Source organism: Nonomuraea sp. NPDC049624 (genome assembly GCF_040675255.1).
In the GTDB taxonomy this organism is placed as follows: Bacteria; Actinomycetota; Actinomycetes; order Streptosporangiales; family Streptosporangiaceae; genus Nonomuraea.
The window spans coordinates 78,762-102,885 of the sequence record NZ_JBFAOR010000008.1 but is presented as its reverse complement, the minus strand read 5'-3'; the positions used below and the strand labels follow the sequence as shown (position 1 = coordinate 102,885).

Genomic DNA, 24,124 nt, shown 5'->3' with positions numbered 1-24,124 from the left:
GTTACCTTCCTTATTTGGTTGGCCGGAGCCGTAGCCCCTGCATGCCGCCGTCGACCGCGAGCGCGGTGCCGGTGGTCGCGGCGGCCTCGGGACCTGCGAGATAGGCGATCGCGGCGGCGACCTCCTCGGCGCTGACCAGGCGGCCCATGGGCTGCCTGGCGTTCAGCGCCGCTCGTTCGGCCTGCGGATCATCGGCCGAGTCGAGCAGCCGCCCCACCCACGGGGTGTCGGCGGTGCCCGGGTTGACGCAGTTGACGCGGATGCCCTCGCGGACGTGGTCGGCGGCCATGGCGAGGGTCAGCGACAACACCGCGCCCTTGGTCGCGCTGTAGAGCGCCCGGTTCGGCAGCCCCGCGGTGGCCGCGATCGAGCAGGTGTTGACGATGGCCGGGTGCGCCGACCTGCGCAGGTACGGCAGCGCCGCCCGGCTCACCCGGACGATGCCGAACACGTTGACCTCGAAGACCTTCCGCCATTCCTCGTCCGGATTGTCCTCGACCGTGCCCTGGGCGCCGACGCCCGCGTTGTTGACCACGATGTCGATGCCGCCGAGCCGTTCCGCGGCCTCGGCCACCGCCGCGCGCACGGACGCGTCGTCGGCCACGTCCGCCCTGATGCCCACGAAGGGGTCGCCGGGCGGGGCGAGGTCGAGGCAGGCGACCTGCATGCCGCGCGCCGCGAGCAGGGTGGCCGTGGCCAGGCCGATGCCTGAACCGCCGCCGGTCACGATGGCCTTGAGCGTCATGACGTGGCCCTCCATACCTGGCCGTCGGGGAAGGTGTGGGCGGCGATCGACGCCGCGTGCATCTCGGCGCTGAAGCCGGGGGCCGTCGGGGCGGTGTAGCGGCCGTTGACGATGACGACCGGGTGCACGAAGTGCTCGTGGAGGTGGTCGACGTACTCGATCACGCGGCCGTCCATCGTGCCGGTGATCGCCACGTAGTCGAACATCGACAGGTGCTGCACCAGCTCGCACAGCCCGACACCGCCCGCGTGCGGGCAGACCGGCACGCCGAACTTGGCCGCGAGCAGCAGGATCGCCAGGTTCTCGTTGACCCCGCCGACCCTGGCCGCGTCGATCTGCAGGTAGGAGATCGCGCCGGCCTGGAGCAGCTGCTTGAAGACGATGCGGTTCTGGACGTGCTCGCCGGTGGCGACCGGGACCGGCCTGATGCCCTCGGCGATGGCGGCGTGGCCGAGCACGTCGTCGGGGCTGGTCGGCTCCTCCACCCAGTGCGGCCGGTACGGGCTCAGCGCGCCGACCCACTCGATGGCCGAGGCGACGTCCCAGCGCTGGTTGGCGTCGATCGCGATCGGGTAGTCGGGGCCGCAGACCTCGCGGGCCACGCGGAAGCGCCGCAGGTCGTCGTCGAGATCGGCGCCGACCTTGAGCTTGATCTGGCCGAAGCCCTGGTCGAGGGCCTCCTTGCAGAGGCGTCGCAGCTTGTCGTCGTCGTAGCCGAGCCAGCCGGGGGAGGTGGTGTAGGCGGGGTAGCCGGTCTCGATGAGCCGCTGGATCCGCTCTTCCTTCCCCTCTTCCGCATTTTTCAGGATCTGGAGGGCTTCGTCCTGGGTGAGCGCGTCGCTCAGGTAGCGGAAGTCGATCAGCCCGACGATCTCCTCGGGCGACATCTCCGACAGCAGCCGCCACACCGGCTTGCCCGCCCGCCTGGCCTTCAGGTCCCACAGGGCGTTGACCACGGCGGAGATCGCCATGTGCATGACGCCCTTCTCCGGGCCCAGCCAGCGCAGCTGCGAGTCGCCGACCAGCTCCTTGTACAGCGCGCCGAGGTCTTCGACGTCCCGGCCGAGCACATGGGGCTCAAGCGCCCGGATCGCTCCGGTCTGCACGTCGTTGCCGCGTCCGATGGTGAACGCGAACCCGTGCCCCTCGACCCCGTCGTCGGTCTTCAGCACCACGTAGGCGGCGGAGTAGTCGGGGTCGGGGTTCATCGCGTCCGAGCCGTCCAGCTCCCGCGACGTGGGGAAACGCACGTCGTGCGTCTCCAGCGCGACGATCCTGTACGCCATCAGGCCTGCCCCACCGTCTGCCGCTGGCGGCCGAGCCCGTCGATCTCCAGCTCCATCACGTCGCCCGCCCGCAGGTACGGCTGGCCGGGCATGCCCATCGCGACCCCGGCCGGGGTGCCGGTGTTGATCACGTCACCGGGTTCGAGCACCATGAACCGGCTCAGGTACCGCACGATCTCAGCCACGTCGAAGATCATGTCCTTGGTGCCGCCGTCCTGGCGCGGCTCGCCGTTCACCCAGAGGCGCAGCCCCAGGCTCTGCGGGTCGCCGACCTCGTCGGCCGTCACCAGCCAGGGCCCCAGCGGGTTGAACGTCTCGCACGACTTGCCCTTGTCCCACTGGCCGCCGCGCTCCAGCTGGAACTCCCGCTCGGAGACGTCGTTGGAGATCGCGTACCCGGCGATCACGTCGAGGGCCTCGTCCCGGCTGTCGAGGTAGCGGGCCCGCCGGCCGATCACGACCGCCAGCTCCACCTCCCAGTCGGTCTTCACGCTGCCACGCGGCACCAGCACCTCGTCGTACGGGCCGATCACGGTGTTGGCGGCCTTCATGAACACCACGGGCTCGGCGGGCGGCTCCGCGCCGGACTCGGCGGCGTGGTCGCGGTAGTTCAGCCCGATGCAGACCACCTTGCCCGGACGGGCGATGGGCGCGCCCACCCGCAGCCCCGCGGCGTCGACGACGGGCAGGTCGCCGCGCTCCAGCGCGTCACGCACGCGCGCCACTCCCCCGGAGGCGAGAAAAGCCCCGTCGATCTCGGGCTCCCCGATGTCGCGCAGGGTGCCGGAGGCGTCCATCACCACCGGCCGCTCCTGTCCGACAGGTCCCACTCGCAGCAGCTTCACACCGCACCCTTCACTCATTCATCGGATGTCTGTGCCTCCGATGCTGCTGGGACAGGGCGGCGCATGTCAAGGGCGTGCAACGGGATACATCCGATCCGTAACCCAGAGACGACACTTCGAACCCCACCCAACCACCCTCACCAGCCCCCATACCTCCGAAGATTCCTCTCCTTCGTCGATCCGCGCCAACCTCCATAAACATCGGAGGTACCTCCCACCCTTCGCCCTCCTCCCCAGCCCCTGACCGCCTCGCCCTCAGACGCCTGGATCCAGGGCGACTCCAGCGGCGCCTCGGGCATGGACGTCCCCCAGCATCCGACCGGGTGAGCCAAGAGACGCTGGTCGGCGGGCGGTGCACGTGGAGACGGGGGATAGGCGGTCGGCCACGTCCGGCCGGGCGGGGTCTGATGCGTGCCGTGGTCGTCGGACGAGGTGCACCCGTAGGCGAGCCGGCTGTCGGCTGGGGGAACGGAAGGGCTTCAGCGGCCCGGCTCGTAAGCGGTGGGCCCAGGGTGGCATGCCGCCCGCTCTCGCGCTCCCTTGCCGTACCGGAGCAGTATCAGCCCGCTGACGGTGAGCGTGCAGGCCAGGATGACGAGTTGCACGCCGTAGTGGACGGCCTCCGTCGGGAGTAGCAGGTTGCCGAGGTGCAGGCCGAGGTGCACGCCGACGGCCATCCACAACGCCCCCGTGCGCGCCCGCGCCGCCGCGCACGCGAAGCCGAGTGCGACGGCCTGCACCACGTAGAGCAGCCGTTCGGCCGGCGAATCGGCCGAGCTGTTGGAGAGGATGTGCAGCGCGCCGAACCCCACCGACACCACGATCAGCACGACTCTCGGCGACAACCGTGCCGACATCGTGTCGAACAGGTGCCCCCGCCACAGTAACTCCTCCGGAAACGCCTGGCTGAGCAGGGCGAACGCGATGCCGTACGGCACCAGGCCCAGCTCGCCGAGGATCGTCTCTCCCGGCGCCAGGGACGTCACGCCGAACGCCAGCGACAACAGGATGGCGGCCACCGTCGGGACCGCGCCCGCCACGACCCCCAGCAGCAGCTGCGGCACGGCCCGCCGGGATCGTTCCATGCCCACCCCGGCCCAGGACTGCCCGCCGAGGAAACGCCGGATCAGGTAGACCAGCGCGAGCGCGGCCAGCGTGACGCCGATCATGCCGAGCGGCCGGTAGAGGGGATGGTCCGAGGCCAGCAGCAGGGTTACCGGGATGGTGCCGACGAGGACCTGCGCGAACGTGGCGGCCACGGTGATCAGCACCGCCCAGACGGGATGTGTGGCTCTGTTCATGGAACAACACGCTAGGTAACCAGGCCGGGTCGGCACATCAGCCCGGAGTCTGAATCCCGCATGACAATCGTCATGGGCCTCAGGGAGGATCACAGCCCCCACCTGCCGTCGGGCATGCCGCCCTCTCCGGCCAGGCCGCGCGCCCCGACCGGCCGGCGCTGTTCGGCGGGGTGTTTCGTCTGCTGCCGGGTTATAGGGGGCGGGAGCAGGCGCCCGGGGCGGGGTGGAGATGGTGGTGGGGTGGGGCTACTTGACGGGCGTACAGTGGCGTAATAGAACACGTTTCAGTACGAATAAACCAAGCGCTTGATCAAGAGGTGACCGCGCGTGCATATCGACCTCGTCGACAGGGACCGTTACGCGACTTCCGGCCCACCCCACGAACAGCTCGCCTGGCTGCGCGCCAACTCCCCCGTGCACTGGCACGAGGGCGAGCCCGGGTTCTGGGCGGTCACCCGCTACGAGGACGTCGTGCACGTGTCCCGCCACTCCGACCTGTTCTCCTCGGCCAAGAAGCTCGCCCTCTTCGACGAGATGCCCGAGGACCAGATCGCCCTCCAGCGGCTGATGATGCTCAACCAGGACCCGCCCGAGCACACCAGACGGCGTTCGCTGGTCAACCGAGGCTTCACCCCCCGGACGATCGGCGCCCTCGAACAGCACATCCGCGACATCTGCGACGACCTGCTCGACAAGTGCTCGGGCGAGGTGGACTTCGTCACCGAGATCTCCGCCCCCCTCCCCCTGTACGTGATCTGCGAGCTGCTCGGCGCTCCCGCGACCGACCGCGACAAGTTGTTCTCCTGGTCGAACCGCATGATCGGCGCCCAGGACCCCGACTACGCGGCCACGCCCGAGGAGGGCTCCGGCGCCGCCATGGAGGTCTACGCCTACGCCAACGAGCTCGCGGCGCAGCGCAGAGCCGCCCCCAAGGACGACATCATCACCAAGCTCCTCCAGCCCGACGACAAGGGCGAAACCCTCGGCGAGGACGAGTTCGACCTGTTCGTCCTGCTGCTGATCGTCGCGGGCAACGAGACCACCCGCAACGCGGCCTCCGGCGGCATGCTCGCCCTCTTCGACCACCCCGACCAGTGGGACCGCCTGGTGGCCGACCCCACGCTGGCCAGGACGGCGGCCGACGAGATCGTCCGGTGGGTCTCGCCGGTCAACCTGTTCCGGCGCACGTCGATGGCGGACCAGATGCTCGGCGGGCAGCCCGTCAAGGACGGCGACAAGGTCGTGGTCTTCTACTCCTCCGCCAACCGGGACGCCTCCGTCTTCCCGGACCCGGAGGTCTTCGACATCGGACGCACCCCCAACACGCACATCGGGTTCGGCGGCGGCGGCGCGCACTTCTGCCTCGGCAACCACCTCGCCAAGCTGGAACTGCGTGTCCTGTTCGAGCAGCTGGCCAGACGCCGGCCGCGCATCCGCCAGGCCGGCCCGGCCCGCCGCCTGCGCTCGAACTTCATCAACGGCATCAAGGAGCTCCCGGTCACGATCGCCTGACCCGGGCGAAGCGCTCCGAGCCGCCGGGGACGCCCTCACGAGAACCGCCGGCGCCGGGGGTGGCGAGCGGTTCCGCGGCGGGCCGCCCTGATCTGGCGGAGGACGCGGACCGTGCCCTCCGGGCCGGGTTCCCAGCCGCGCTCGATCAACGCGTCGGCGACGTGCCGGAGCAGGCCGGCGATCTGGCGGGGGATGACGTCGCGGCGTACGGCGATCACCCGCCAGCCCAGCCGCCGCAGCTCCTCGCGGCGGGCCGCGTCACGCCGCCGGTCCGCCGGCGAGGTGTGGTGCTCCCGGCCGTCGTACTCGACCCCCACCTGGTAGGGCTCCCATCCCAGGTCGAGGTAGGCGCGCCGGCCGCCGCCCAGGGGAACGGCGAGCTGCGTGGCGGGCCTGGGAAGGCCGCCGTCGACGAGGACGACCCGCAGCCAGCTCTCCCGGGGCGAGGCGGCGCCCGCGTCGGCCAGGCTGAGCGTGTCGCGCAGCCGCCAGGAGTTGAGCGGACGACGCCACAGCGCCTCCATGTCGACGCCCCGCCGGGCGAACTGGTCGAGCGCCGCCACCGCCTCAGGACGCGGCAACGACCGGGCGCAGTCGAGGGCCGCGCGCCGCCATGGTGGTGAGCCGGACGCCCCGGTGGCCGGTGACGTCGTCGGCGGGCGGTTCGCCCACGTACGTGACGCAGCCGGGGATCGCCAGGTGAGCGGGGGCGATCACCTCCACCGGCCAGTCGGCCTCGGGGACGGAGAGCACGCTCAGGCCCCAGACGTGTGCGGCCGTCTGCCGGCAGACGACGGCCTGCCGGCAGGACCGGGTGATGCGCTCGGCGCGGGCGAGCAGCGAGAGTGCGGCGTTCACGGGGTCCAGGCTGACGGCCTCACCCCGGCCCCCGCGGCGCCGAACCGCGTTCTGTGGACAACCGGCGATCCCCGGCTCAGCGCGGCGGCCCGTCGGTCCAGGCGGCGGTCACCCGGCAGGCCGCTCGCCGGTCAGGAGGCTCGCGCGCGCAGGGCGGGCAGGACGTGCTCGGCCAGGCGTTCGGCCTGGGCGCGCGGACCGGGGCCGAGGGGCGTGAAGTTCATCGACGTGAACCCCAGGTCCACGAACGCCGCCAGGCGCTCGGTCACCTCGGCCGCCGAACCGGCGACCACGCCGTCACCCACACCGGCGCCCACACCGTCGATCTCGGCGGGGGCGCCGATCCGGAAGGTGACGTTGTAGACGCACTCGACGGCGCGACCGGCCGACAGGATCCGGTCGCGCATGGCCGCCGCCCGCTCCGGCGGCGCGAACCCCAGGGACGGGATCCAGCCGTCCGCCAGCCGGCCGGTGGCGTCGAGGGCGCGCGGCCCGTACGTGCCCAGCCAGATCGGGATGGGGCTGAGGGGCTTGGGCTCGATGGTGGCCCGATCGGTGCGGTAGCGGGAGCCTTCGTAGCTGAAGTCCGACTGCGACCACAGGCCGCGGATGACGTGAACGGCCTCGACCATGCCGTCCACCTTCTCGCGAGGCGTGGGCACCCCCAGCCCGAACGCGCGGAACTCCTCGTCGGAGTAGCCGCCGCCGAGGCCGAGGATCAGCCGGCCGCCGGAGAGCCGGTGCAGCGTCTCGGCCATCTTGGCGACCATCGCGGGCGGCCGGTACGGCACCCCCAGCACCCGCGTCGCCACCCTGATCCGCGAGGTGGCGGCGGCCACCCAGGTCAGCATCGTCCACAGCTCGTACGTGGGCTCGACGCCGCACGGGTGGTCCGAGGCCGAGACGAAGTCGAAGCCCAGCTCCTCGGCCGCGCGGGCGTCGCCCACGGGATCGGCCCCCGGCGCCGCCGACGTCGACATGCCCAGTCCGAACACGACCTGACCCCCTCCGGTTTGGTTTACATGTAAACCTAGAACGGAGGTCGGTTACACGTCAACTAAACTGCCGGATCATGAAGCCCAACTGGCTGGACGACGCCGAGTTCCGGGCCTGGATCGGCTATCGCAGGATGCGCCTGCTGCTCGACGCCCAGGTCAGCCGCGACCTCGCGAGCGACTCGGGGCTGTCGGCCCCCGACTACGACGTCCTGTCGGCGCTGACCTCCACGCCCGGCCATCGGTGGCGGCTCACCGCGCTGGCCGACCGCATGCTCTGGTCGAAGAGCCGCCTCTCCCGGCACATCTCGCGGATGGAGCAGCGGGGGCTGGTCACCCGCGAGGGCTTCGAGGGGGACGCGCGCGGAGCCGTGGTCGTGCTGACCGACGGCGGGTTGCGGGCCATCCAGGAGGCGGCGCCCGCCCATGTGGCGTCGGTGCGCAGGCACTTCATCGACCTGCTCTCGCGGGAGCAGATCGAGGTGCTCGCCACGATCGCCGAGACCGTCCTCGCCCACCTGCCGGACGGCGAGCAGGACAGACCGGGCTGACCCGGCGCGGTCAGGCGACCCACATCGGACGCCAGTCCGGCGCCTCGTGGAAACGCCGCAGCTCCGCCACCCCGGACAACATCCCGCCCCAGGCCGCGTACGGCGGGCGCTCGGCGTCGAAGCCGCTCTGCACGAGCGTCAGCCGCGTCCGGCCGGCGGACCCGGCGAGCTCCCAGGAGCTCACCCCGGCGCCGCCCCAGTCGACGGAGAACCGGCGCTCCGGCTCCAGCTCCAGCACCTTGGCCGGCGACGGGTCGTTCGCGAAGCCGCCCATGGCGAACCGGCCGCCGACGTACGGCTCGATCTCGATCGGCATCCCGAACCACTTGGTCACCGTCTCCGAGTCGACCAGCGACTCGAAGACCTGGGCGGGCGCCGCGTCGATGGTGACCTCGGCGCGCAGCTCGCGCGCGGTGAAGTCGGCGCGCGGCGTGAGCGGGCGGCCCTCGACGTGCTCGGCCAGGCCGGCCAGCACCTGGAACCAGTACGTCTGCAGCACGCCCCGGATGCTGGCGCCGGTGACGACGTCCTGGAAGTCGAAGTGCGACTGCGTCACCGAGACGATCGTCGCCGACTCGCCGTCCTCCTCGACCGCGAGCTCGGCGGTCGTCTCGACGCCGTCCAGCAGCCAGGCGAACCGCACGCCGCGCTCGTCGGCCGACAACACCCGCTGGTGCGGCGCGTCGCCCTCGGGCGTCGTACGGCCCCAGAACGCGAACCGGCCCGGCAGGTCCACCTCGACGTGCTCGGCCAGCCAGACCCGGGCCGCGGCCGGATCGGTCAGCGCCTGCCACACCTCCTTGACCGGCGCCTGGACGCGGACCTTGGCGATCATCGGCTCACTCATGCTCTTCTCCCTTGGGGTAACAGGCGACGGCGAGCTTGAAGGCGTCACCCTCAGCGCCGCCGTAACGAGTGAAAAGCTCCTGCAGCATGCCCTGCAGGTCGTTCAGGAACTGCTGGCGGCTCTCCGGACGCACGTGGATCTCTCCGGACAGGCCGATGGACGGCAGCTCGGGCGCGTCCCGGTCGAGCGCGGCGATGTCGGCCTGGACCTCCTCCATGAGGTCGAGCAGGTAGCCCAGGCTCAGCTCGTCGCGCGCCTTGCGCAGCCCGATCCGGCCGACCAGCCGCGGCGACAACCAGTACGACCGGGCGCCGGCCTGGTAGATGCCCTCGTGGACGCCGCGCACCTTGCGCTCGGACACCAGCTCCACGAGACCGGCCTCGACCAGCCGCTTGACGTGGTAGTAGACCCGCTGCGGCGTCTGCCCGAGGCGTTCGGCGACCTCCGAGCACGTACGCGGCTCGGCCAGTTGCCTCAGCACCTCGACCCGTTGCGGCTTGAGCAGCGCCTCGGCCTGCTCGATCTGTTCCAGATACAGGACGTCTCTCATCGCAAAAACAATCTTTTACGTAAAAATCCTCTTTGTCAATGGGTCACGCCAAGAGCGGCCGTAAGCAGCAAAAAGGCCCGCCCCGGACCGGGCGGGCCAAGGGGTGCCGAACCGGCTCTAGGGCCAGGAGCTGTCCTGGTCGGGGTCGCCGCCGGCGGACAGCAGGCGCAGGTCGCTCTCGACCATCATCGCCACCAGCTCGTCGAACGACACCCGCGGCTCCCACCCGAGCTGCGCCCGCGCCTTCTTCGGGTCGGCGCACAGCAGGTCCACCTCCGCCGGGCGGTGCAGCGTCCGGTCGACCACCACGTGCCGCTCCCAGTCCAGCCCGGCGGCCGTGAAGGCGGCCTCCACCAGCTCCCGCACCGACTTCATCCGCCCGGTGCCGATCACGTAGTCCTCGGGGGTGGCGGCCTGGAGCATCAGGTGCATCGCCTTGACGTAGTCGCCCGCGTAGCCCCAGTCGCGGCGCGCCTCCAGGTTGCCCAGCCGCAGCTCCGTGGCCAGGCCGAGCTTGATCCGGGCCACCCCGAGGGTGACCTTCCTGGTCACGAACTCCGCGCCGCGCCGGGGCGACTCGTGGTTGAACAGGATGCCCGACACCGCGAACATCCCGTACGACTCGCGGTAGTTCTGCGTGAGGAAGTGCCCGTACGCCTTGGCCACCCCGTACGGCGAGCGCGGGTGGAAGGCGGTGCGCTCGTTCTGCGGGGTCTCGGTGACCTGCCCGAACATCTCCGAGGACGAGGCCTGGTAGAAGCGGATCTGCCCCGGGGACGACGATCCCCCGCCGCGCGACACGCCCGAACACACCCGGATGGCCTCAAGCATCCGCAGGACCCCCATACCGGTCACCTCGGCGGTCAGCTCGGCCTGCTCCCACGACATGGGCACGAACGAGATCGCCCCCAGGTTGTACACCTCGTCCGGCTGAACGCGTTCCACCGCGGAGATCAGCGACCCCTGGTCCAGCAGGTCGCCCCGCACCACCTGGACGTCGGCCAGCAGCTTGCGCATGCGCGAGACGCGCGGGTTCGCCTGCCCGCGGGCCAGCCCCCACACCTCGTAACCCTGGTCGAGCAGGTGCTCGGCCAAGTAGGAACCGTCCTGGCCGGTGATGCCGGTGATCAGAGCGCGCCTGGCCAAGGGGTCCTCCAACTATCACGTAGGTACGGTGGCCCGCACCGCGTCCCTTTGGGACGGGAATGTACAGCTAAGCGCCTGGACGCAGCACCAAAGCCCACTAGAACCTGTTCCACCGAACCACGCTCGGTTACCTTAATGTCGCAGTTCGCACGGCCTGTGGAGACTGTTGTGAACAATTCCAGGTGACCTACCGAATGGTAGCCTTCTCGGACTAAGGTCATCTTTCACGGTACACGCCCGCCTCTTGGGGCCTTACCGCAGAAAACATGGGCCTACCGGCGGAGAAAGGGGTGTCCGTGAGCGAGGCGCTGCGGATCGCGCTGCTGTCCTATCGCAGCAAGCCCACCTGCGGCGGGCAGGGCGTCTACCTCCGGCACCTGAGCCGTGAGCTGGTCGCGCTCGGCCACCACGTCGAGGTGTTCTCCGGACCGCCCTACCCCGAGCTGGACGAGGGCGTCGTCCTGCGCGAGGTGCCGAGCCTCGACCTCTACCGGGACGAGGACCCGTTCAGGACCCCGAAGCTGGCCGAGTACCGCGACTGGATCGACCTCCTGGAGGTCGGCACCATGTGGACGGCCGGCTTCCCCGAGCCGCTCACCTTCACCCTGCGCGCCTACCGCGAGCTGAAGAAGCGCGTCGGCGACTTCGACGTCGTCCAGGACAACCAGACCCTCGGCTACGGCCTGCTCGGCATCCAGAAGCTGTTCCCCGTGGTCGGGACGATCCACCACCCGATCAGCGTCGACCGGCGGATCGAGCTGGAGGCCGCCACGGGCTACAAGAAGCTCACCATGCGCCGCTGGTACGGGTTCGTGAAGATGCAGTCCCGCGTCGCGCCCAGGCTCAGCCCGATCCTCACGGTCAGCGAGTCGTCGCTGGCCGACATCCACCGGGACTTCAACGTCCCGCAGGCCAACATGCGGCTGATCCCGCTCGGCGTGGACACCCGCTACTTCCACCCGCACCCGGACAAGCCCCGCCGCAAGGGCTCGATCGTCGCGGTGGCCAGCGCGGACTCGCCGATGAAGGGCGTGGCCACGCTGCTGCGCGCGGTCGCCAAGCTCGCCACGGAACGCGACGTGAACCTGACCGTGGTCAGCAAGCCGACCCCGGGCGGCCCGACCGAGCGGCTCGTGCAGGAGCTGTCGCTGCAGGACCGGGTGCGCTTCGTGCACGGCATCTCCGACGACGAGCTGGGCGAGCTGATCGCCACCTCCGAGATCTCCGTGGTCCCCTCGCTGTACGAGGGCTTCTCGCTGCCCGCCGTCGAGCACATGGCCTGCGGCACGCCCCTGGTGGCCAGCCGGACGGGCGCGCTGCCCGAGGTCGTGGGCGACGCGGCCGTCCAGGTGGCGCCGGGCGACGCCGAGGAGCTGGCGGCCGTGCTGCGCCGCCTGCACGACTCCCCCGAGGAGCGCGAGCGGGTGGGCAAGGCCGGCTACGACCGGGTCATGGAGCGCTACACCTGGCACGTCGTCGCCAAGCGGACGGTCGAGGCGTACCGCGAGGCGATGGCGGCGCACAAGGCCCGCCGCTGACCCCCGAACGAAAAGCCCCCAAGAGCTGATCAAGGAGAAGCGACAAAGTGCTGACCGTGGACTTCGACCGGCTCCCCGTGGGCCCCGGCGTGCGCGTGCTCGACCTGGGCTGCGGCGGCGGCAGGCACGCCTTCGAGGTGCTGCGCCAGGGCGCCGACGTCGTCGCCTTCGACATGGACCAGGCCGAGCTGGACAACGTGGCGGCCATGTTCGTGGCGATGGACAAGGCGGGCGAGGTGCCGCTGGGCGCGACCGGCGAGACCGTCCAGGGCACGGCGCTGGACATGCCGTTCGAGGACGGCGGCTTCGACCGGGTCATCGCCGCCGAGGTGCTGGAGCACATCCCCGACGACATGACCGCCATGCGGGAGATCTTCCGCGTGCTCAAGCCGGGCGGCACCGCGGCGATCACCGTGCCGAGCTTCCTGCCCGAGCGCATCTGCTGGGCCCTGGACGAGGACTACCACACCGCCCCCGGCGGCCACGTGCGCATCTACACGCTGGCCGAGCTGTCGGCCAAGCTCAAGTCCGTCGGCTTCGAGATCGGCCCGCACCACCACGCCCACGGCCTGCACGCGCCCTACTGGTGGATCAAGTGCGCGGTGGGCGTCAACAACGACGACCATCCGGTCGCCAAGGCGTACCACGAGCTGCTGGTGTGGGACATCATGAAGCGCCCGGCCGCCACCAGGATCGCCGAGGCGCTGCTCAACCCGCTGATCGGCAAGAGCGTGGTCCTCTACGTCAAGAAGCCATGATCTCCCGCGAGGAGGTCGTCCGCACGGCCCTCAGCATCGCGGCCATCCAGCAGGACGACGGCGGCGTGCCCTGGCCCGAGGGGCACGTGGACGCGTGGAACCACGTCGAGTGCCTGATGGGCATGTGCGTGGCCGGGCTGGCTGAGCCGGTGCGGCGCGGCTGGGAGTGGCTGGCCCGCCACCAGCGACCCGACGGCTCCTGGCCGATGAAGCTGCTGGACGGCGTGGCCGTCGAGGCGGGCGGCGAGTCCAACCACGCCGCCTACGTCGCCGCGGGCGTCTGGCACCACCATCTCGTCACCGGCGACCGCGAGCACGCCGAGCGCCACTGGCCCATGGTCAAGGCCGCGCTCGACTACGTGGTGGGCCTGCAGACCGAGCGGGGCGAGATCGTCTGGGAGCGGGACGCCCACGGCCGGGCGGCGGCGGACGCGCTGCTGACCGGGTGCGCCTCGATCCACCAGGGCCTGCGCTGCGGCGTGCTGCTCGCCGACCACCTGGGCGACCAGCAGCCGCACTGGGAGCTGGCCGCCGACCGGCTGGCCCACGTGTTGTCGGCGCATCCGGAGGCGTTCGCCGACAAGAGCCGGTTCGCGATGGACTGGTACTACCCGGTGCTGGGCGGCGCGGTGCGCGGGCGGCAGGCGGTCGAGCTGCTGGAACGCGAGTGGTCCACGTTCGTGGTGCCGGGGCTCGGCATCCGGTGCGTGTCCGACCAGCCGTGGGTGACCGGGGCCGAGACGTGCGAGCTGGTGCTGGCCCTGGACGCCATGGGCGACCGTACGCGGGCCGCCGCGCTCTTCGCCGACGTGCAGCACCTGCGCCACGAGGACGGCTCGTACTGGACCGGCTGGCAGTTCGTCAACCGCAAGCACTTCCCGCACGAGCGCTCCGGCTACACCGCGGCCGCGGCCATCCTCGCCGCGGACGCGTTGCAGCGCCTGTCCCCCGGTTCCGGGCTGTTCCGCGACATCGCAGGCACGTCGGTGTCCGACCCGGAGGCCTGCGGGTGCGTGGAACGTCAGTCGTTCAGGCCGGCGCCTCCCGGCTGATCCGGCAGGGCGGCGGCGCAAGGGCTTTTGCGGGTTCTTTGCCGGGGACATCCGGTGCGCCGCCGGTGAACGGCGCAATGGGGTTACTAGCTTCGTGTCTGGCCGTAGGAGGCGTCTTCGGGGGAAGCGTGGGCGACACGGGCACAACAGCGTTCTTGGACCAGGTCAGGATCGAGCCGACACTGTCCCCGGCGAGGGGACTGCGGAGGTTTCTGGCCAAGGATCCTTCGGAGTCCGATCTGGGCCGGCGCAGGTTCCGGCTGCGCCCCGGCGCTCCCCGGACGGTCTTCGCGGATTCCGAGCAGTCGTACGTGTTCGGCTTCAACGCGGTCATGTCGCGGGAAGTCGAGAAGATCGAAGACCTTCCACCTGAGCAGCGGCCTTTCGGCCACGAGGGCGCGGCGGCCGCCTGCACCGTGCTCGACCTGCTCACCTTGACCCGGGGCCGGCGCCTTCACGAGCTACTGGCCGGCCCCGCCCAGCATCACCGCCACGCCGCGTACGTCGGCGCCGGACGCGGCTACGCGCTGCTGCGGCTGCGTCCGGTCTGGGGCGCGCGGCGGGCGCACCCGCTGATGCGCTGGCTGGCCGTGGACGGGTTCGGCTTCCAGTGGAGCCTGTCGCGCGCGGACCGCATGGTGGGCCGCAGGAGCATGCCCGACCTGCTCACCCGCGCCCACTGCGCGGTCTTCGACCAGGGCCTCGGCCGGCTGCTGTGGTACCACGACTGCGCCTCGCCGGACGACGTCGGCGCGCGCATCGCGGGCTTCCCGGCGAGCCGGCGGGCCGATCTGTGGAGCGGCGTGGGGTTCGCGGCCACGTACACGGGCGGCGCCGACAGCGACGAGCTGTGGTGGCTGACCGAGCACGCCGGCGCCGACGGCTTCCGCGCCCACCTGGCCCAGGGCTGCGCCTTCGCGGTCACCGCGCGGCTGCGGTCGGGGGCGCTGCCGGACCACGCGCGGCTGGCCGTGCCGATCCTGGCCGACGCCGCGCCCGACGAGGCGGCCGCCTGGACCGACCAGGCGCTGCTGGCCCTCGGCCACGACGCCCACACCCACGAGGACTTCCAGCGCTGGCAGGCCCACACCCGCCGGTCGTGGAACCGCCGCCACCGGCGCTAGACGCCCTGGCCGACGCGTTCCAGCACGCGCAGCGAGCCCTCGGCCGACACCTCGCGGAAGGCGCCCGACGCAAGGGCCCGCAGGTAGACCCGGTAGGGGGCCTGCCCGCCGTCGGCCGGGTCGGGATAGATGTCGTGGAAGACCAGCGCGCCGCCCTCCATGACGTGCGGCGCCCAGCCCTCGTAGTCGCGGGTCACCGGCTCCTCGGAGTGGCCGCCGTCGATGAAGAGCAGGCCGAGCGGCGTGTTCCACAACGCGGCCACCCGGTCGGACCGCCCGACGACGGCGATCACCTCCTCCTCCAGCCCGGCGGCGGCGACGGCGGCGCGGAAGAAGGGCAGGGAGTCCATCCGCCCGAAGCGCGGGTCCATCAGGGCCGGGTCGTGGTGGGCCCAGCCGGGCTGGATCTCCTCCGAGCCCCGGTGGTGGTCGACGGTGACGACCACCGAGCCGGTGTGCCGGGCCGCCGCGCCGAGGTAGATCGCCGACTTGCCGCAGTAGGTGCCGATCTCGCAGAGCGGCCCGAGGCCGCCGTAGCGGCAGGCCGCCTCGAACAGGGCCAGCCCCTCCTTCGGCGGCATGAATCCCTTGGCGTGCTCCGCTGCCTGCAGCAGCTCCGGCGGCATCGTCATAGGCATGCACCCTAGCCGAACCGAACAACATTCCAGCGACCTCTTGCCGTGCTTCTTTGGAACCTGTTCTACTTGGCACGTGAATCAGCGCGCTCGCATCGCGATGTCCGACGACGAGGTCACGGCGTTCCTGGAGGGTTCGCGCAAGGTCCAGCTCGCGACCATCAACCCCGACGGGACACCGCACCTGGTGACCATGTTCTACGGGCTGGACGAGGGCCGCATCGCCTTCTGGACGTACGGCAAGGCGCAGAAGGCCCGCAACCTGGCCCGCGACCCGCGGGTGAGCTGCCTGGTCGAGGCGGGCGACGACTACGACCAGCTCCGCGGCGTCCTGGTGTACGGCGTGGCCGAGCAGGTGGACGACCGGGACCGGGTGCTCGCCATCGGCATGATGATCGCGCGCAGGATGACGCCGGGCGTGCCGGACGACCTGCTGACCCCCTACGTCGAGCAGACCGGCAGAAAACGCATCGCCTACGTCGTCGAGCGCACCAAAGTGGTCTCATGGGATCACAGGAGGCTCACATGAAGGTCAAGGTCGATGAACTGGTCTGCGAGGCCAACGCCGTGTGCATGGGGCTCGCGCCCGAGGTCTTCGAGGTGGACGACGACGACCAGCTGCACATCCTGCTCCCCGAACCACCCCCCGAGATGCAGGATCGCGTCCGCAGCGCGGTCAGGTCCTGCCCGAAAGCCGCCCTGTCGCTAGAGGACTAGCCGTAGCCGGAGGAGGAACCCCATGCGCGCCGCGATCCTGCACGCCGTAGGCAACGACAAGCTGGACATCCGCGACGACATCACCCTGGCCCCCGTCGGGCCGACCGATGTCCGCGTCCGGATCAGAGCCACGGGCGTGTGCCACTCGGACCTGTCGGCCATGTCCGGCGTGCTTCCGCAGCCGGTGCCGCTGATCCCGGGCCACGAGGGCGCGGGCGAGGTGGTCGAGGTGGGCGAGCACGTCACGTCGGTCGCGCCGGGCGACCACGTCGTGATCAGCTGGCGTCCGGCCTGCCAGTCCTGCGACCTGTGCGTGGGCGGGCAGCCGTACATGTGCATGAAGTACGTCATCGAGTCCTTCAGCAAGGGCAACTTCCGCTTCGGCGGCGACAACGCGACGGCGTTCGGCATGGCGGGCTGCGGCACCTGGGCCGAGGAGGTCATCGTGCCCTGGCAGGGCGCGATCAAGATCGACGACGACGTGTCGTGGGAGGCGGCGGCGCTGATCGGCTGCGGCATCACGACCGGCGTGGGCGCCGCGATCAACACCGCCAAGGTGCGTCCCGGCTCCACGGTCGTGGTGATCGGCTGCGGCGGCGTCGGCCTGTCGGTCATCCAGGGCGCGCGGGTCTCCGGCGCCAGGACGATCCTCGCCGTCGACCCGCTGGAGTCCAAGCACGCCCTGGCCAGGAAGGTCGGCGCGACGCACGCGATCACGCCGGAGCAGGTCCCCGAGGCCCTGAACGAGCTGACCGGCGGCAGCGGCTTCGACTACGGCTTCGAGGTCGTCGGCAAGTCGGCGACCATCCAGAGCGCCTGGCAGCTCACCCGGGCGGGCGGCGACGTCATCGTGGTGGGCGCCGGCGCGGTGGACGACATGGTCTCCATCTCCGCCTTCAGCCTGCTGTTCGAGGGCAAGAGACTGCTGTCCAGCCTGTACGGCGAGGCCGACGTGCGGCACGACTTCCCCTACTTCGCCAAGCTCCACAAGGCGGGACAGCTCGACCTGGAGTCGCTGATCAGCGCCCGCATCCGGCTCGGCGACCTGAACGACGCCGTCGCGGCCCTGCGCGGCGGCGAGGTGCTCCGCCAGATCGTCATCATGGACTGACCCGGGTCCGGGGCCGGAGAACGGGCCCCTGCTCTCCGGCCCCGGGCAGGTCAGGCCGCGATCGGCGGAACCGGTCGCGCACCCATTGCTAAGGAAAGTTTCCTAACGGATACTCCGGGATGAGTGCCCACCACCCCCCCAAGGAGTAACCATGCTTCGTCGCGGCCTCGCCCTGCTCTCCATCGCCGCCGCCGGCCTGCTCGCCCTCGCCGCGCCCGCCCACGCGGCCGTCGTGGACGTGACCTTCGGGCCGGTCTCGATCGGCGACTACTGTCACGCCAAGGTCAACTCGTCCTCGTGGATCGGCTTCTACGAGTCCGGCGGCCTGCGCTGCTACACCGGCGGCCCCGGCCCGATGACGTACGCGGGCTCGGGCGACCCGTACCTGGCCTGCAAGTTCCTCACCACGGACGTGGTGATGTCCGCGCTGCGCGGCGCCTCCGACGCCCTGGTCTGCCGCGTCGTGCGCTGACCCTCCTCCGGGAGCGGCACGGGACGGGCCGTCCCGTGCCGCTTGCGGCGTCAGGAGGGCAGGAGCTGGTCGAGCGGGGTGCCGGGGTCGGCGAGCGCGGCGCGGTCCACGGGCTTGCGGGACCGGATGAGTGCCTGGGTGTGGTCGGTGACGTCCCAGATGTTGACGTTCATCGCGGCCAGCACCCTGTCCTGCTCGTCCAGCCAGAAGGCGATGAACTCGCGGGCGTCCAGGTCGCCGCGGACCACGACGTCGGGCGTGCGGCCGGGCGGGACGTGGCCGGCGTACTCCATGCCCAGGTCGTACTGGTCGGTAAAGAAGTAGGGCAGGTTGTCGTATTCGGCGGACCGGCCGAGCATCGCGCGGGCGGCGACGGCGGGCTGGTTGAGCGCGTTCGCCCAGTGCTCGACCCGGACGTGCCGGCCCAGCAGCGGATGGTAGGCGTTGGCGATGTCGCCGGCCGCGAAGATGTCGGGGTCGGAGGTGCGCAGGTCGGCCCCCACCTTGACGCCGTCCTCGACGGTCAGCCCGGCGGCCCGCGCGAGGTCGGTGTCCGGTTCGGCGCCGACGCCGGCCACGACGACGTCCGCCTCGACGTGGGCGCCGCCTTCGAGCAGCACCCCTGAGCCGGTGATCTCGGCGGGACGGGCGTCGAAGAGGAAGGTCACGCCGTGCTCGCGGTGCAGCGCGGTGAACACCCCGGCCACGTGCGGTCCCAGCACGCGCAGCAGCGGCGCGGACGCCGTCTCGATCACGGTGACCTCGGCCCCCGCGGCGCGGGCGGCGGCGGCCACCTCCAGGCCGATCCAGCCGGCCCCGAGGATCGCGACGCGGCCGGCGCCGGCCAGGGTGGCGCGCAGGCGTTCGCTGTCGTCGACGGTACGCAGGTACAGCACCTCGGGCCGGTCGGCCCCGGGGAGGTCAGGGCGGCGCGGCCGGGAGCCGGTGGCCAGCAGCAGCCGGTCGTAGCCGAGCTGCTCGCCGTCGCTGAGCGTGACCCGATGGGCGGCCGGGTCGATGCCGGTGACCTCGACGCCCAGCCGCAGCTCGACGTCGTGCTCGGCGTACCAGGAACGGTCGTGGACGAAGATCTTGTCGCGTTCGCCGGTGCCCTGGAGGTAGTCCTTGGACAGCGGCGGCCGCTCGTACGGCAGGTGCGTCTCCCTGCCGACCAGCACGAGCCGGCCGTCGAAGCCCTCGCCGCGCAGAGCCTCTGCGGCCTTGGCGGCGGCGAGGCCGCCGCCGGCGATCACGATGGTCGCGGGTGCAGGCATGTCGGATCTCCTCTTCCTGTTCCTGGACGAAGGGCGTGGTGATCGCGGCGCACGTCAGCTCCCGCCCACGCCGAGCGCGGTGAGCAGCACCAGGACGACGGTCACGACCGCGAACAGCCCGTGCCCCGCCACGACCGCGACGGGGAAGTGCCGTTCGGCCGGAACCGGCGCGCCGGCCGCCGCCGGGCCGGAGCCGAGCCGGGCGACGCGCGCCCGATGGACGGGGATCCACCGCGCGAGCATGACGAACCCGAGCAGTGCGACCGGCACGAGCAGCGCGAACGCGAGCCAGGCCAGCCCATGGGCGTCGGCGAACAGGTAGATGATCCACACGACCAGGCCCGCCGCGGCGAGCAGGAAGTGCCCGAAGAGCGCCGGGGCGGGCAGCCGGGACTCGCCGGCCTTCTGCTGGGCCACGCCGCCGCGGGCGATCCAGGTGCCGAGCATGTAGAAGCCGCCGACGGCGGTGACGAGCCAGGTGATCAGTGCCGCGATCTCCACGATCTTCCTTCTTTCCAGGATGAGCCGTTCGTATGTCAATAGGCGGGTGTCCGAAGGGGGCGCCTCACCGTGGCGGGGTGGTGGTGAACCCCTCGGCCTGGGTGTCCTCGCCGGCGACCCGGACGCCGTAGCGGAAGGCGAGCTTGCCGCCCAGGTGGCCCGACACCGCGAGCACGGCCAGGCACACCGCCGACAACACGATCTGCCCCGCCGGCACGGGCCCCGGCGGGCCGCCGCCCAGCCGCCAGGCGAACCCGGCCGCGTACCCGGCGGTGACCGCCAGGTTGAGCGCCATGTGCACCAGGCCGGTACGGAATGCGGGCGTACGGGGTGGGATGGCGAACAGGTCCAGGAACCCGACGGAGGCGGCGGCCAGCGCGCCGAGGCCGCCGAGGGCGATCAGCCAGACCGACCCCTGCGCCAGGAAGCCGCCCGGCGACACCACGTGCGAGGCGACGTCGAAGACCAGACTGGCCACCCATGCCCCGATCGGCACCGTCACCAGGATCGGGTGCACCGGGTGCCCGTACGGCCCGGCCAGCGCGGTCACCGGCCGCTTGGCCCGGCCGGTCAGCTCGTCCATGACCCACCTCCTATTTCACCAACAAGTCTTGGACATATTCGATGGCGGCGTCAACCTCCCCAGCACAAAGGCACGGCTTCCGATGATTCACAAGTTTTCTAGGCGTTAAGGTGGATGCGTGACGTCCGACTCCACGAGCCTCGCGGCGGTCGCCGCGCTCAGCGACGACCTGCGCCGCAGCATGTACGAGTTCATCCGCCGCGCCGGGCGGGCCGTCACCCGCGACGAGGCTGCCCAGAGCGTCGGGATCTCCCGCAAGCTCGCCGCCTTCCACCTGGACAAACTGGTGGACGCCGGGCTGCTGGCCACGCGCTACGAACAGCCGGGCGGGCTGCGCCGCGTCGGCCGCGCCCCCAAGGTGTACGAACCCTCCGACCTCGACGTCCAGGTCAGCATCCCCCAGCGGGAACCAGTCCTGCTCGCCGGCATCCTGCTCGACGCCGTGCTGGCCGAGACGCCCGGCGAGAGCGCCGGCCAGGCGGCCCGCCGCCTGGCCCGCGAGCGCGGCCACGACCTCGGCCACACCGAACGCGGCCGGCTGCGCGGCGCCCGGCTCGGCCCCGAGCGCGCCCTGACCTGCGCCCAGCACGTCCTGGAACGCCACGGTTTCGAGCCCAGCCGCGACAGCCCGACCCTGGTCCGGCTGCGCAACTGCCCCTTCCACCCCCTGGCCGCCAAGGCCCCCGAGCTGGTCTGCGGCATCAACCACGCGTTCCTGGCCGGCTTCCTCGACGGCCTCGACGCGCCGGCCGTCCAGGCCACCCTGATCCCGCGGCCGGGCCACTGCTGCGTCGAACTGGGCGTCCCACGGGGCCCCGGCGGCGACGAGAGCGGCGACGAGGGCGGCGAGGGCGGGGCGGAGGCGGACGCGCCGGCGTGCGCCAAGGACGGGGACGGCCCGCCGCCCGCGTCCTGAACGGTTCCGGCAAGGGTTCCCCATGTCCCCGGCCACGGCCCGCCGGGCTCTCTAGCGTGGGGTCGCCGGAGCGGTGACATGGCAGGGGAAGGCGTCCGATGATCGCAGCCATCGCCAGGGTCCAGGGACTGTCGGCGGCGGCGCTCGCGCCGGGCGCGTACGGGGCCGCGGTGCTGACGCTGACCTGGCTGACCCAGGACGGCCGCCTGGGCGACGGCCGGTACGGCGACCTGGCCATGGTCGTCATGGCCTTCCCGCTCTACCTCGCCGCCGGCCCGCTGAACGGCGCGCTGCGCGCCCACGCGCCGGGCCCCGCGCACGCCTGGGACCTCGTCCTCATGGCCTGGCCGGGGATCCTGCTGGCGGTCCTGCTGGCGGCGCTGCGCGCCCGCGTGGCCGGGCGGGCACTCGGGTGGCTCGCGGCGGCGGCCGTCACCCTGGTGGGGGTGGCGACCACCTTCGACGGGTGGGCGCCACGACGGCCGTACGGCTGGCCGTTCCTGGTCTGCGGGCTGATCATGATCGTCGGGCTGATGACCGCGCGCCGGCCCGCCCTGGACGTCCGGCCCGCCCCCGACGACCGGCCCGCCCCCGACGACTGGCACGGGCCGGGCGCGCGGTCGCCCGGCCCGTGACCGGCAGGCCCTACGTGGTGGAGAAGGCCGCGTCGAAGGCCGTGGCGGGCGGCGTGATGGAGTTCAGCCGCCGGATGTACCCCAGCGCCTCCCGGGCGCCGTCCAGCCGGTCCATCCCCGCGTCCTCCCACTCGATCGAGATCGGCCCGTCGTACCCGATCGAGTTGAGCGCCCGGAAGCAGTCCTCCCACGGCACGTCACCGCGCCCGGTCGAGACGAAGTCCCATCCCCGGCGCATGTCCGCCCACGGCAGGTGCGACGACAGCCGCCCCTTGCGCCCGTCGCCGATCCGGACCCGGGTGTCCTTGCAGTCGACGTGGTAGATGCGGTCCTTGAAGTCGAGGATGAACGCCACCGGGTCGAGGTCCTGCCACACCATGTGCGACGGGTCCCAGTTCAGCCCGAACGCCGGACGATGCCCGATCGCCTCCAGCGTCCGCTGCGTCGTGTAGTAGTCGTAGGCGATCTCGCTCGGGTGGATCTCGTGCGCGAAGCGCACCCCCACCTCGTCGAACACGTCGAGGATCGGGTTCCAGCGGTCGGCGAAGTCCTGGTAGCCGGCCTCCACCATCGACGCCGGCACCGGCGGGAACATGGCCACGGTGTGCCAGATCGACGACCCGGTGAACCCCACCACCGTGTCCACGCCGAGCGCCGCCGCCGCCCGCGCGGTGTCCTTCATGTCCTCGGCCGCGGCCCGCCGCACCGACTCCGGGTCGCCCGAGCCCCAGATGCGCGCCGGCAGGATCGCCTTGTGCCGCTCGTCGATCGGATGGTCGCAGACGGCCTGGCCGACGAGGTGGTTGGAGATCGTCCACACCTTCAGGCCGTGCTTGTCGAGCTGGGCGCGCTTCTGCTCCACGTACGACGGGTCCGCCACCGCCTGCGCCACGTCGAAGTGGTCACCCGAGCAGGCGATCTCCAGGCCGTCGTAGCCCCATTCGGCCGCCAGCCTGCACACCTCCTCGAACGGCAGGTCCGCCCATTGCCCGGTGAACAGCGTTACTGGTCTCATCAGTCCTCCACAGGGGTGTACCGGCCGCCGTCGGCCGCGCTCGCCTCCACCGCCGCCAGCACGCGCTGCACCCGCAGCCCGTCGGCGAACGACGGCGAAGGGTCGGCGCCGGTCGCGACGGCCTCCAGGAAGTCCTTGATCTCGTGGGTGAAGGTGTGCTCGTAGCCGAGCCCGTGCCCCGGCGGCCACCACGCCCCCACGTAGGGATGGTCAGGCTCGGTCACCAGGATCCGCTCGAACCCGCGCCCGCCCTCGCTGAACCACAGCTCGTTCATGGACTCGAAGTCGAACGCCAGGCTGCCGAGCTGCCCGTTGACCTCGATGCGCATCGCGTTCTTGCGCCCGGTCGCGAACCTGGTGGCCTCGAAGGAGGCCAGCGCGCCGCCCGACATCCGGCCGATGAACAGCGCGGCGTCGTCGACCGTGACCGCCCCCCGCTCCTCGGCGCGGGACGCCGCCAGCCCCGCCGACTCCCCCGCCAGCGGACGCTCCTTGACGAACGTCTCCGTCAGCCCCGACACGCCTGCCACGCGCTGGCCGGTGACGAACTCGGCGGCGTCCACGATGTGCGAGCCGATGTCGCCGAGCGCCCCCGCCCCCGCCTTGTCCTTCTGCAACCGCCACACCAGCGGGAACTCCGGGTCCACGATCCAGTCCTGGAGGTACTGGGCGCGTACGTGCCGGATCTCGCCGAGCCTGCCCTCCTCGACGTACCGGCGGGCCAGCGCGACCGCCGGGACCCGCCGGTAGTTGAAGGCCACCATGCTCCTGCCCGGCGCCGCGGCCGCCGCCGCGACCATGGCCTCGGCCTCGGCGACGGTGTTGGCCAGCGGTTTCTCACAGATCACGTGCTTGCCGGCGCGCAACGCGGCGATCGCGATCTCGGCGTGCGAGTCGCCCGGCGTGCAGATGTCGACGATCTGCACGTCGTCCCGCCGGACCAGCTCCCGCCAGTCCGTCTCGACGTCGGCCCAGCCGAGCCGGGCCGCCGCGGCGGCGGTCTGCTCCTTCGACCGGCCCGCCAGCACCGCCATGCGCGGCGCGAGCGGCAGGTCGAAGAACGCCCCGACGCTCCGCCAGGCCTGGGAGTGGACGCGGCCCATGAACGCGTAGCCGATCATGCCCACGCCGATGGTGGTCTTGTCTGACATGCAACC

General features: G+C 71.6%; 28 protein-coding genes. 12 read left to right on the top strand and 16 right to left on the bottom strand.

All coding sequences use genetic code 11. The annotated features are described in order from the left end of the window. Nucleotides 1-10: 10 nt before the first annotated feature. The 4 genes from AB0J76_RS31530 to AB0J76_RS31515 form a co-directional block, all read right to left on the bottom strand. Nucleotides 11-745 carry an SDR family oxidoreductase gene (locus AB0J76_RS31530; protein ID WP_352324027.1) on the bottom strand — a complete coding sequence of 245 codons (735 nt, stop codon included), beginning with the start codon at nucleotides 743-745 and terminating at the stop codon, nucleotides 11-13. Beyond that, nucleotides 742-2,031 carry an L-fuconate dehydratase gene (locus tag AB0J76_RS31525; protein WP_352324026.1) on the bottom strand — a complete coding sequence of 430 codons (1,290 nt, stop codon included), beginning with the start codon at nucleotides 2,029-2,031 and terminating at the stop codon, nucleotides 742-744. Before AB0J76_RS31525 ends, AB0J76_RS31530 begins: the two co-directional genes overlap by 4 nt. Continuing rightward, a complete protein-coding gene (locus tag AB0J76_RS31520) occupies nucleotides 2,031-2,876 on the bottom strand; it encodes a fumarylacetoacetate hydrolase family protein (protein WP_352324024.1) in 846 nt (281 codons plus the stop codon). The genes AB0J76_RS31525 and AB0J76_RS31520 overlap by 1 nt, the downstream gene beginning before the upstream one ends. Nucleotides 2,877-3,355: 479 nt before the next feature. Beyond that, nucleotides 3,356-4,177, bottom strand: a complete 822-nt coding sequence (locus AB0J76_RS31515; RefSeq protein ID WP_352324023.1) for a type II CAAX endopeptidase family protein — start codon at nucleotides 4,175-4,177, stop codon at nucleotides 3,356-3,358. Nucleotides 4,178-4,504: 327 nt separating this feature from the next. Between AB0J76_RS31515 and AB0J76_RS31510 the strand changes: the two genes are divergently transcribed. Then, nucleotides 4,505-5,689 carry a cytochrome P450 gene (locus AB0J76_RS31510; RefSeq protein WP_352324022.1) on the top strand — a complete coding sequence of 395 codons (1,185 nt, stop codon included), beginning with the start codon at nucleotides 4,505-4,507 and terminating at the stop codon, nucleotides 5,687-5,689. 35 nt (nucleotides 5,690-5,724) lie between these two features. On the opposite strand, the gene AB0J76_RS31505 is transcribed toward AB0J76_RS31510, so the two are convergent. The 3 genes from AB0J76_RS31505 to AB0J76_RS31495 form a co-directional block, all read right to left on the bottom strand. Next, entirely contained in the window at nucleotides 5,725-6,252 is a 528-nt protein-coding gene (locus AB0J76_RS31505) for a DUF559 domain-containing protein (protein WP_352324021.1), read from the bottom strand. A 4-nt stretch (nucleotides 6,253-6,256) separates the two neighbouring features. After that, a complete protein-coding gene (locus AB0J76_RS31500) occupies nucleotides 6,257-6,547 on the bottom strand; it encodes a hypothetical protein (protein ID WP_352324020.1) in 291 nt (96 codons plus the stop codon). A gap of 131 nt (nucleotides 6,548-6,678) precedes the next feature. Continuing rightward, nucleotides 6,679-7,542, bottom strand: coding sequence for an LLM class flavin-dependent oxidoreductase (locus AB0J76_RS31495; RefSeq protein ID WP_352324019.1), 864 nt, complete (start codon nucleotides 7,540-7,542; stop codon nucleotides 6,679-6,681). Between the two features lie 77 nt (nucleotides 7,543-7,619). Here AB0J76_RS31495 and AB0J76_RS31490 point away from each other — a divergent pair, with 77 nt between their 5' ends. After that, a complete protein-coding gene (locus AB0J76_RS31490; RefSeq protein ID WP_352324018.1) occupies nucleotides 7,620-8,093 on the top strand; it encodes a MarR family winged helix-turn-helix transcriptional regulator in 474 nt (157 codons plus the stop codon). A gap of 10 nt (nucleotides 8,094-8,103) precedes the next feature. Here AB0J76_RS31490 and AB0J76_RS31485 read toward each other — a convergent pair whose 3' ends face one another. The 3 genes from AB0J76_RS31485 to AB0J76_RS31475 form a co-directional block, all read right to left on the bottom strand. Further along, complete coding sequence (locus AB0J76_RS31485; RefSeq protein WP_352324017.1) at nucleotides 8,104-8,940, bottom strand: SRPBCC family protein; 837 nt, start codon at nucleotides 8,938-8,940, stop codon at nucleotides 8,104-8,106. Then, entirely contained in the window at nucleotides 8,933-9,490 is a 558-nt protein-coding gene (locus tag AB0J76_RS31480; RefSeq protein WP_352324016.1) for a helix-turn-helix domain-containing protein, read from the bottom strand. Before AB0J76_RS31480 ends, AB0J76_RS31485 begins: the two co-directional genes overlap by 8 nt. A gap of 117 nt (nucleotides 9,491-9,607) precedes the next feature. Continuing rightward, nucleotides 9,608-10,636 carry a GDP-mannose 4,6-dehydratase gene (locus AB0J76_RS31475; RefSeq protein WP_352324015.1) on the bottom strand — a complete coding sequence of 343 codons (1,029 nt, stop codon included), beginning with the start codon at nucleotides 10,634-10,636 and terminating at the stop codon, nucleotides 9,608-9,610. Between the two features lie 266 nt (nucleotides 10,637-10,902). Between AB0J76_RS31475 and AB0J76_RS31470 the strand changes: the two genes are divergently transcribed. From AB0J76_RS31470 to AB0J76_RS31455, 4 genes are all read left to right on the top strand, one after another. Next, on the top strand, nucleotides 10,903-12,174 hold the full coding sequence (locus tag AB0J76_RS31470) for a glycosyltransferase family 4 protein (RefSeq protein WP_352324014.1): 1,272 nt from the start codon (nucleotides 10,903-10,905) through the stop codon (nucleotides 12,172-12,174). 47 nt (nucleotides 12,175-12,221) lie between these two features. Further along, a complete protein-coding gene (locus AB0J76_RS31465; protein ID WP_352324013.1) occupies nucleotides 12,222-12,932 on the top strand; it encodes a methyltransferase domain-containing protein in 711 nt (236 codons plus the stop codon). Further along, nucleotides 12,929-13,984 (top strand): prenyltransferase, encoded by a 1,056-nt coding sequence (locus AB0J76_RS31460; RefSeq protein WP_352324012.1) that lies wholly within the window; start codon nucleotides 12,929-12,931, stop codon nucleotides 13,982-13,984. Before AB0J76_RS31465 ends, AB0J76_RS31460 begins: the two co-directional genes overlap by 4 nt. Nucleotides 13,985-14,139: 155 nt before the next feature. Next, nucleotides 14,140-15,108, top strand: a complete 969-nt coding sequence (locus AB0J76_RS31455; RefSeq protein WP_352324011.1) for a DUF1702 family protein — start codon at nucleotides 14,140-14,142, stop codon at nucleotides 15,106-15,108. Here AB0J76_RS31455 and AB0J76_RS31450 read toward each other — a convergent pair. Continuing rightward, entirely contained in the window at nucleotides 15,105-15,734 is a 630-nt protein-coding gene (locus AB0J76_RS31450) for a class I SAM-dependent methyltransferase (protein WP_352324033.1), read from the bottom strand. The genes AB0J76_RS31455 and AB0J76_RS31450 overlap by 4 nt on opposite strands. An 85-nt stretch (nucleotides 15,735-15,819) precedes the next feature. On the opposite strand from AB0J76_RS31450, the gene AB0J76_RS31445 reads away from it, so the two are divergent. From AB0J76_RS31445 to AB0J76_RS31430, 4 genes are all read left to right on the top strand, one after another. Continuing rightward, nucleotides 15,820-16,272, top strand: coding sequence for a pyridoxamine 5'-phosphate oxidase family protein (locus AB0J76_RS31445; RefSeq protein ID WP_352324010.1), 453 nt, complete (start codon nucleotides 15,820-15,822; stop codon nucleotides 16,270-16,272). Further along, nucleotides 16,269-16,460: a ferredoxin gene (locus AB0J76_RS31440; RefSeq protein WP_352324009.1), complete on the top strand. Its 192-nt coding sequence runs from the start codon at nucleotides 16,269-16,271 to the stop codon at nucleotides 16,458-16,460. Before AB0J76_RS31445 ends, AB0J76_RS31440 begins: the two co-directional genes overlap by 4 nt. A gap of 22 nt (nucleotides 16,461-16,482) precedes the next feature. Continuing rightward, nucleotides 16,483-17,571, top strand: a complete 1,089-nt coding sequence (locus tag AB0J76_RS31435; protein ID WP_352324008.1) for a Zn-dependent alcohol dehydrogenase — start codon at nucleotides 16,483-16,485, stop codon at nucleotides 17,569-17,571. 151 nt (nucleotides 17,572-17,722) lie between these two features. Beyond that, complete coding sequence (locus tag AB0J76_RS31430) at nucleotides 17,723-18,043, top strand: hypothetical protein (RefSeq protein ID WP_352324007.1); 321 nt, start codon at nucleotides 17,723-17,725, stop codon at nucleotides 18,041-18,043. 50 nt (nucleotides 18,044-18,093) lie between these two features. Here AB0J76_RS31430 and AB0J76_RS31425 read toward each other — a convergent pair whose 3' ends face one another. The 3 genes from AB0J76_RS31425 to AB0J76_RS31415 form a co-directional block, all read right to left on the bottom strand. Beyond that, nucleotides 18,094-19,317 carry an FAD-dependent oxidoreductase gene (locus AB0J76_RS31425; protein ID WP_352324006.1) on the bottom strand — a complete coding sequence of 408 codons (1,224 nt, stop codon included), beginning with the start codon at nucleotides 19,315-19,317 and terminating at the stop codon, nucleotides 18,094-18,096. Nucleotides 19,318-19,371: 54 nt separating this feature from the next. Then, on the bottom strand, nucleotides 19,372-19,818 hold the full coding sequence (locus AB0J76_RS31420) for a hypothetical protein (RefSeq protein WP_352324005.1): 447 nt from the start codon (nucleotides 19,816-19,818) through the stop codon (nucleotides 19,372-19,374). Nucleotides 19,819-19,882: 64 nt separating this feature from the next. Then, nucleotides 19,883-20,401 (bottom strand): DUF2231 domain-containing protein, encoded by a 519-nt coding sequence (locus AB0J76_RS31415; RefSeq protein WP_352324004.1) that lies wholly within the window; start codon nucleotides 20,399-20,401, stop codon nucleotides 19,883-19,885. A 118-nt stretch (nucleotides 20,402-20,519) separates the two neighbouring features. On the opposite strand from AB0J76_RS31415, the gene AB0J76_RS31410 reads away from it, so the two are divergent. Both AB0J76_RS31410 and AB0J76_RS31405 read left to right on the top strand, forming a co-directional pair. Then, entirely contained in the window at nucleotides 20,520-21,317 is a 798-nt protein-coding gene (locus AB0J76_RS31410) for a helix-turn-helix domain-containing protein (RefSeq protein ID WP_352324003.1), read from the top strand. A gap of 98 nt (nucleotides 21,318-21,415) precedes the next feature. Continuing rightward, nucleotides 21,416-21,952, top strand: a complete 537-nt coding sequence (locus AB0J76_RS31405) for a hypothetical protein (protein WP_364391419.1) — start codon at nucleotides 21,416-21,418, stop codon at nucleotides 21,950-21,952. 10 nt (nucleotides 21,953-21,962) lie between these two features. Here AB0J76_RS31405 and AB0J76_RS31400 read toward each other — a convergent pair whose 3' ends face one another. Both AB0J76_RS31400 and AB0J76_RS31395 read right to left on the bottom strand, forming a co-directional pair. Next, nucleotides 21,963-22,970, bottom strand: coding sequence for a sugar phosphate isomerase/epimerase family protein (locus AB0J76_RS31400; RefSeq protein WP_352323548.1), 1,008 nt, complete (start codon nucleotides 22,968-22,970; stop codon nucleotides 21,963-21,965). Continuing rightward, the gene (locus AB0J76_RS31395; RefSeq protein WP_352323520.1) at nucleotides 22,967-24,118 is read right to left on the bottom strand and encodes a Gfo/Idh/MocA family oxidoreductase; all 1,152 of its coding nucleotides are present in this window, start codon (nucleotides 24,116-24,118) and stop codon (nucleotides 22,967-22,969) included. The genes AB0J76_RS31400 and AB0J76_RS31395 overlap by 4 nt, the downstream gene beginning before the upstream one ends. Nucleotides 24,119-24,124 lie beyond the last annotated feature (6 nt).

Excerpts from the sequence above, each read along its gene's own strand:
- AB0J76_RS31530 (WP_352324027.1), bottom strand. The coding sequence starts at position 745 with ATGACGCTCAAGGCCATCGTGACCGGCGGCGGTTCAGGCATCGGCCTG.
- AB0J76_RS31525 (WP_352324026.1), bottom strand. The coding sequence starts at position 2,031 with ATGGCGTACAGGATCGTCGCGCTGGAGACGCACGACGTGCGTTTCCCC.
- AB0J76_RS31515 (WP_352324023.1), bottom strand. The coding sequence starts at position 4,177 with ATGAACAGAGCCACACATCCCGTCTGGGCGGTGCTGATCACCGTGGCC.
- AB0J76_RS31490 (WP_352324018.1), top strand. The coding sequence starts at position 7,620 with ATGAAGCCCAACTGGCTGGACGACGCCGAGTTCCGGGCCTGGATCGGC.
- AB0J76_RS31485 (WP_352324017.1), bottom strand. The coding sequence starts at position 8,940 with ATGAGTGAGCCGATGATCGCCAAGGTCCGCGTCCAGGCGCCGGTCAAG.
- AB0J76_RS31480 (WP_352324016.1), bottom strand. The coding sequence starts at position 9,490 with ATGAGAGACGTCCTGTATCTGGAACAGATCGAGCAGGCCGAGGCGCTG.
- AB0J76_RS31470 (WP_352324014.1), top strand. The coding sequence starts at position 10,903 with ATGGGCCTACCGGCGGAGAAAGGGGTGTCCGTGAGCGAGGCGCTGCGG.
- AB0J76_RS31460 (WP_352324012.1), top strand. The coding sequence starts at position 12,929 with ATGATCTCCCGCGAGGAGGTCGTCCGCACGGCCCTCAGCATCGCGGCC.
- AB0J76_RS31450 (WP_352324033.1), bottom strand. The coding sequence starts at position 15,734 with ATGCCGCCGGAGCTGCTGCAGGCAGCGGAGCACGCCAAGGGATTCATG.
- AB0J76_RS31440 (WP_352324009.1), top strand. The coding sequence starts at position 16,269 with ATGAAGGTCAAGGTCGATGAACTGGTCTGCGAGGCCAACGCCGTGTGC.
- AB0J76_RS31435 (WP_352324008.1), top strand. The coding sequence starts at position 16,483 with ATGCGCGCCGCGATCCTGCACGCCGTAGGCAACGACAAGCTGGACATC.
- AB0J76_RS31430 (WP_352324007.1), top strand. The coding sequence starts at position 17,723 with ATGCTTCGTCGCGGCCTCGCCCTGCTCTCCATCGCCGCCGCCGGCCTG.
- AB0J76_RS31425 (WP_352324006.1), bottom strand. The coding sequence starts at position 19,317 with ATGCCTGCACCCGCGACCATCGTGATCGCCGGCGGCGGCCTCGCCGCC.
- AB0J76_RS31415 (WP_352324004.1), bottom strand. The coding sequence starts at position 20,401 with ATGGACGAGCTGACCGGCCGGGCCAAGCGGCCGGTGACCGCGCTGGCC.
- AB0J76_RS31405 (WP_364391419.1), top strand. The coding sequence starts at position 21,416 with ATGATCGCAGCCATCGCCAGGGTCCAGGGACTGTCGGCGGCGGCGCTC.
- AB0J76_RS31395 (WP_352323520.1), bottom strand. The coding sequence starts at position 24,118 with ATGTCAGACAAGACCACCATCGGCGTGGGCATGATCGGCTACGCGTTC.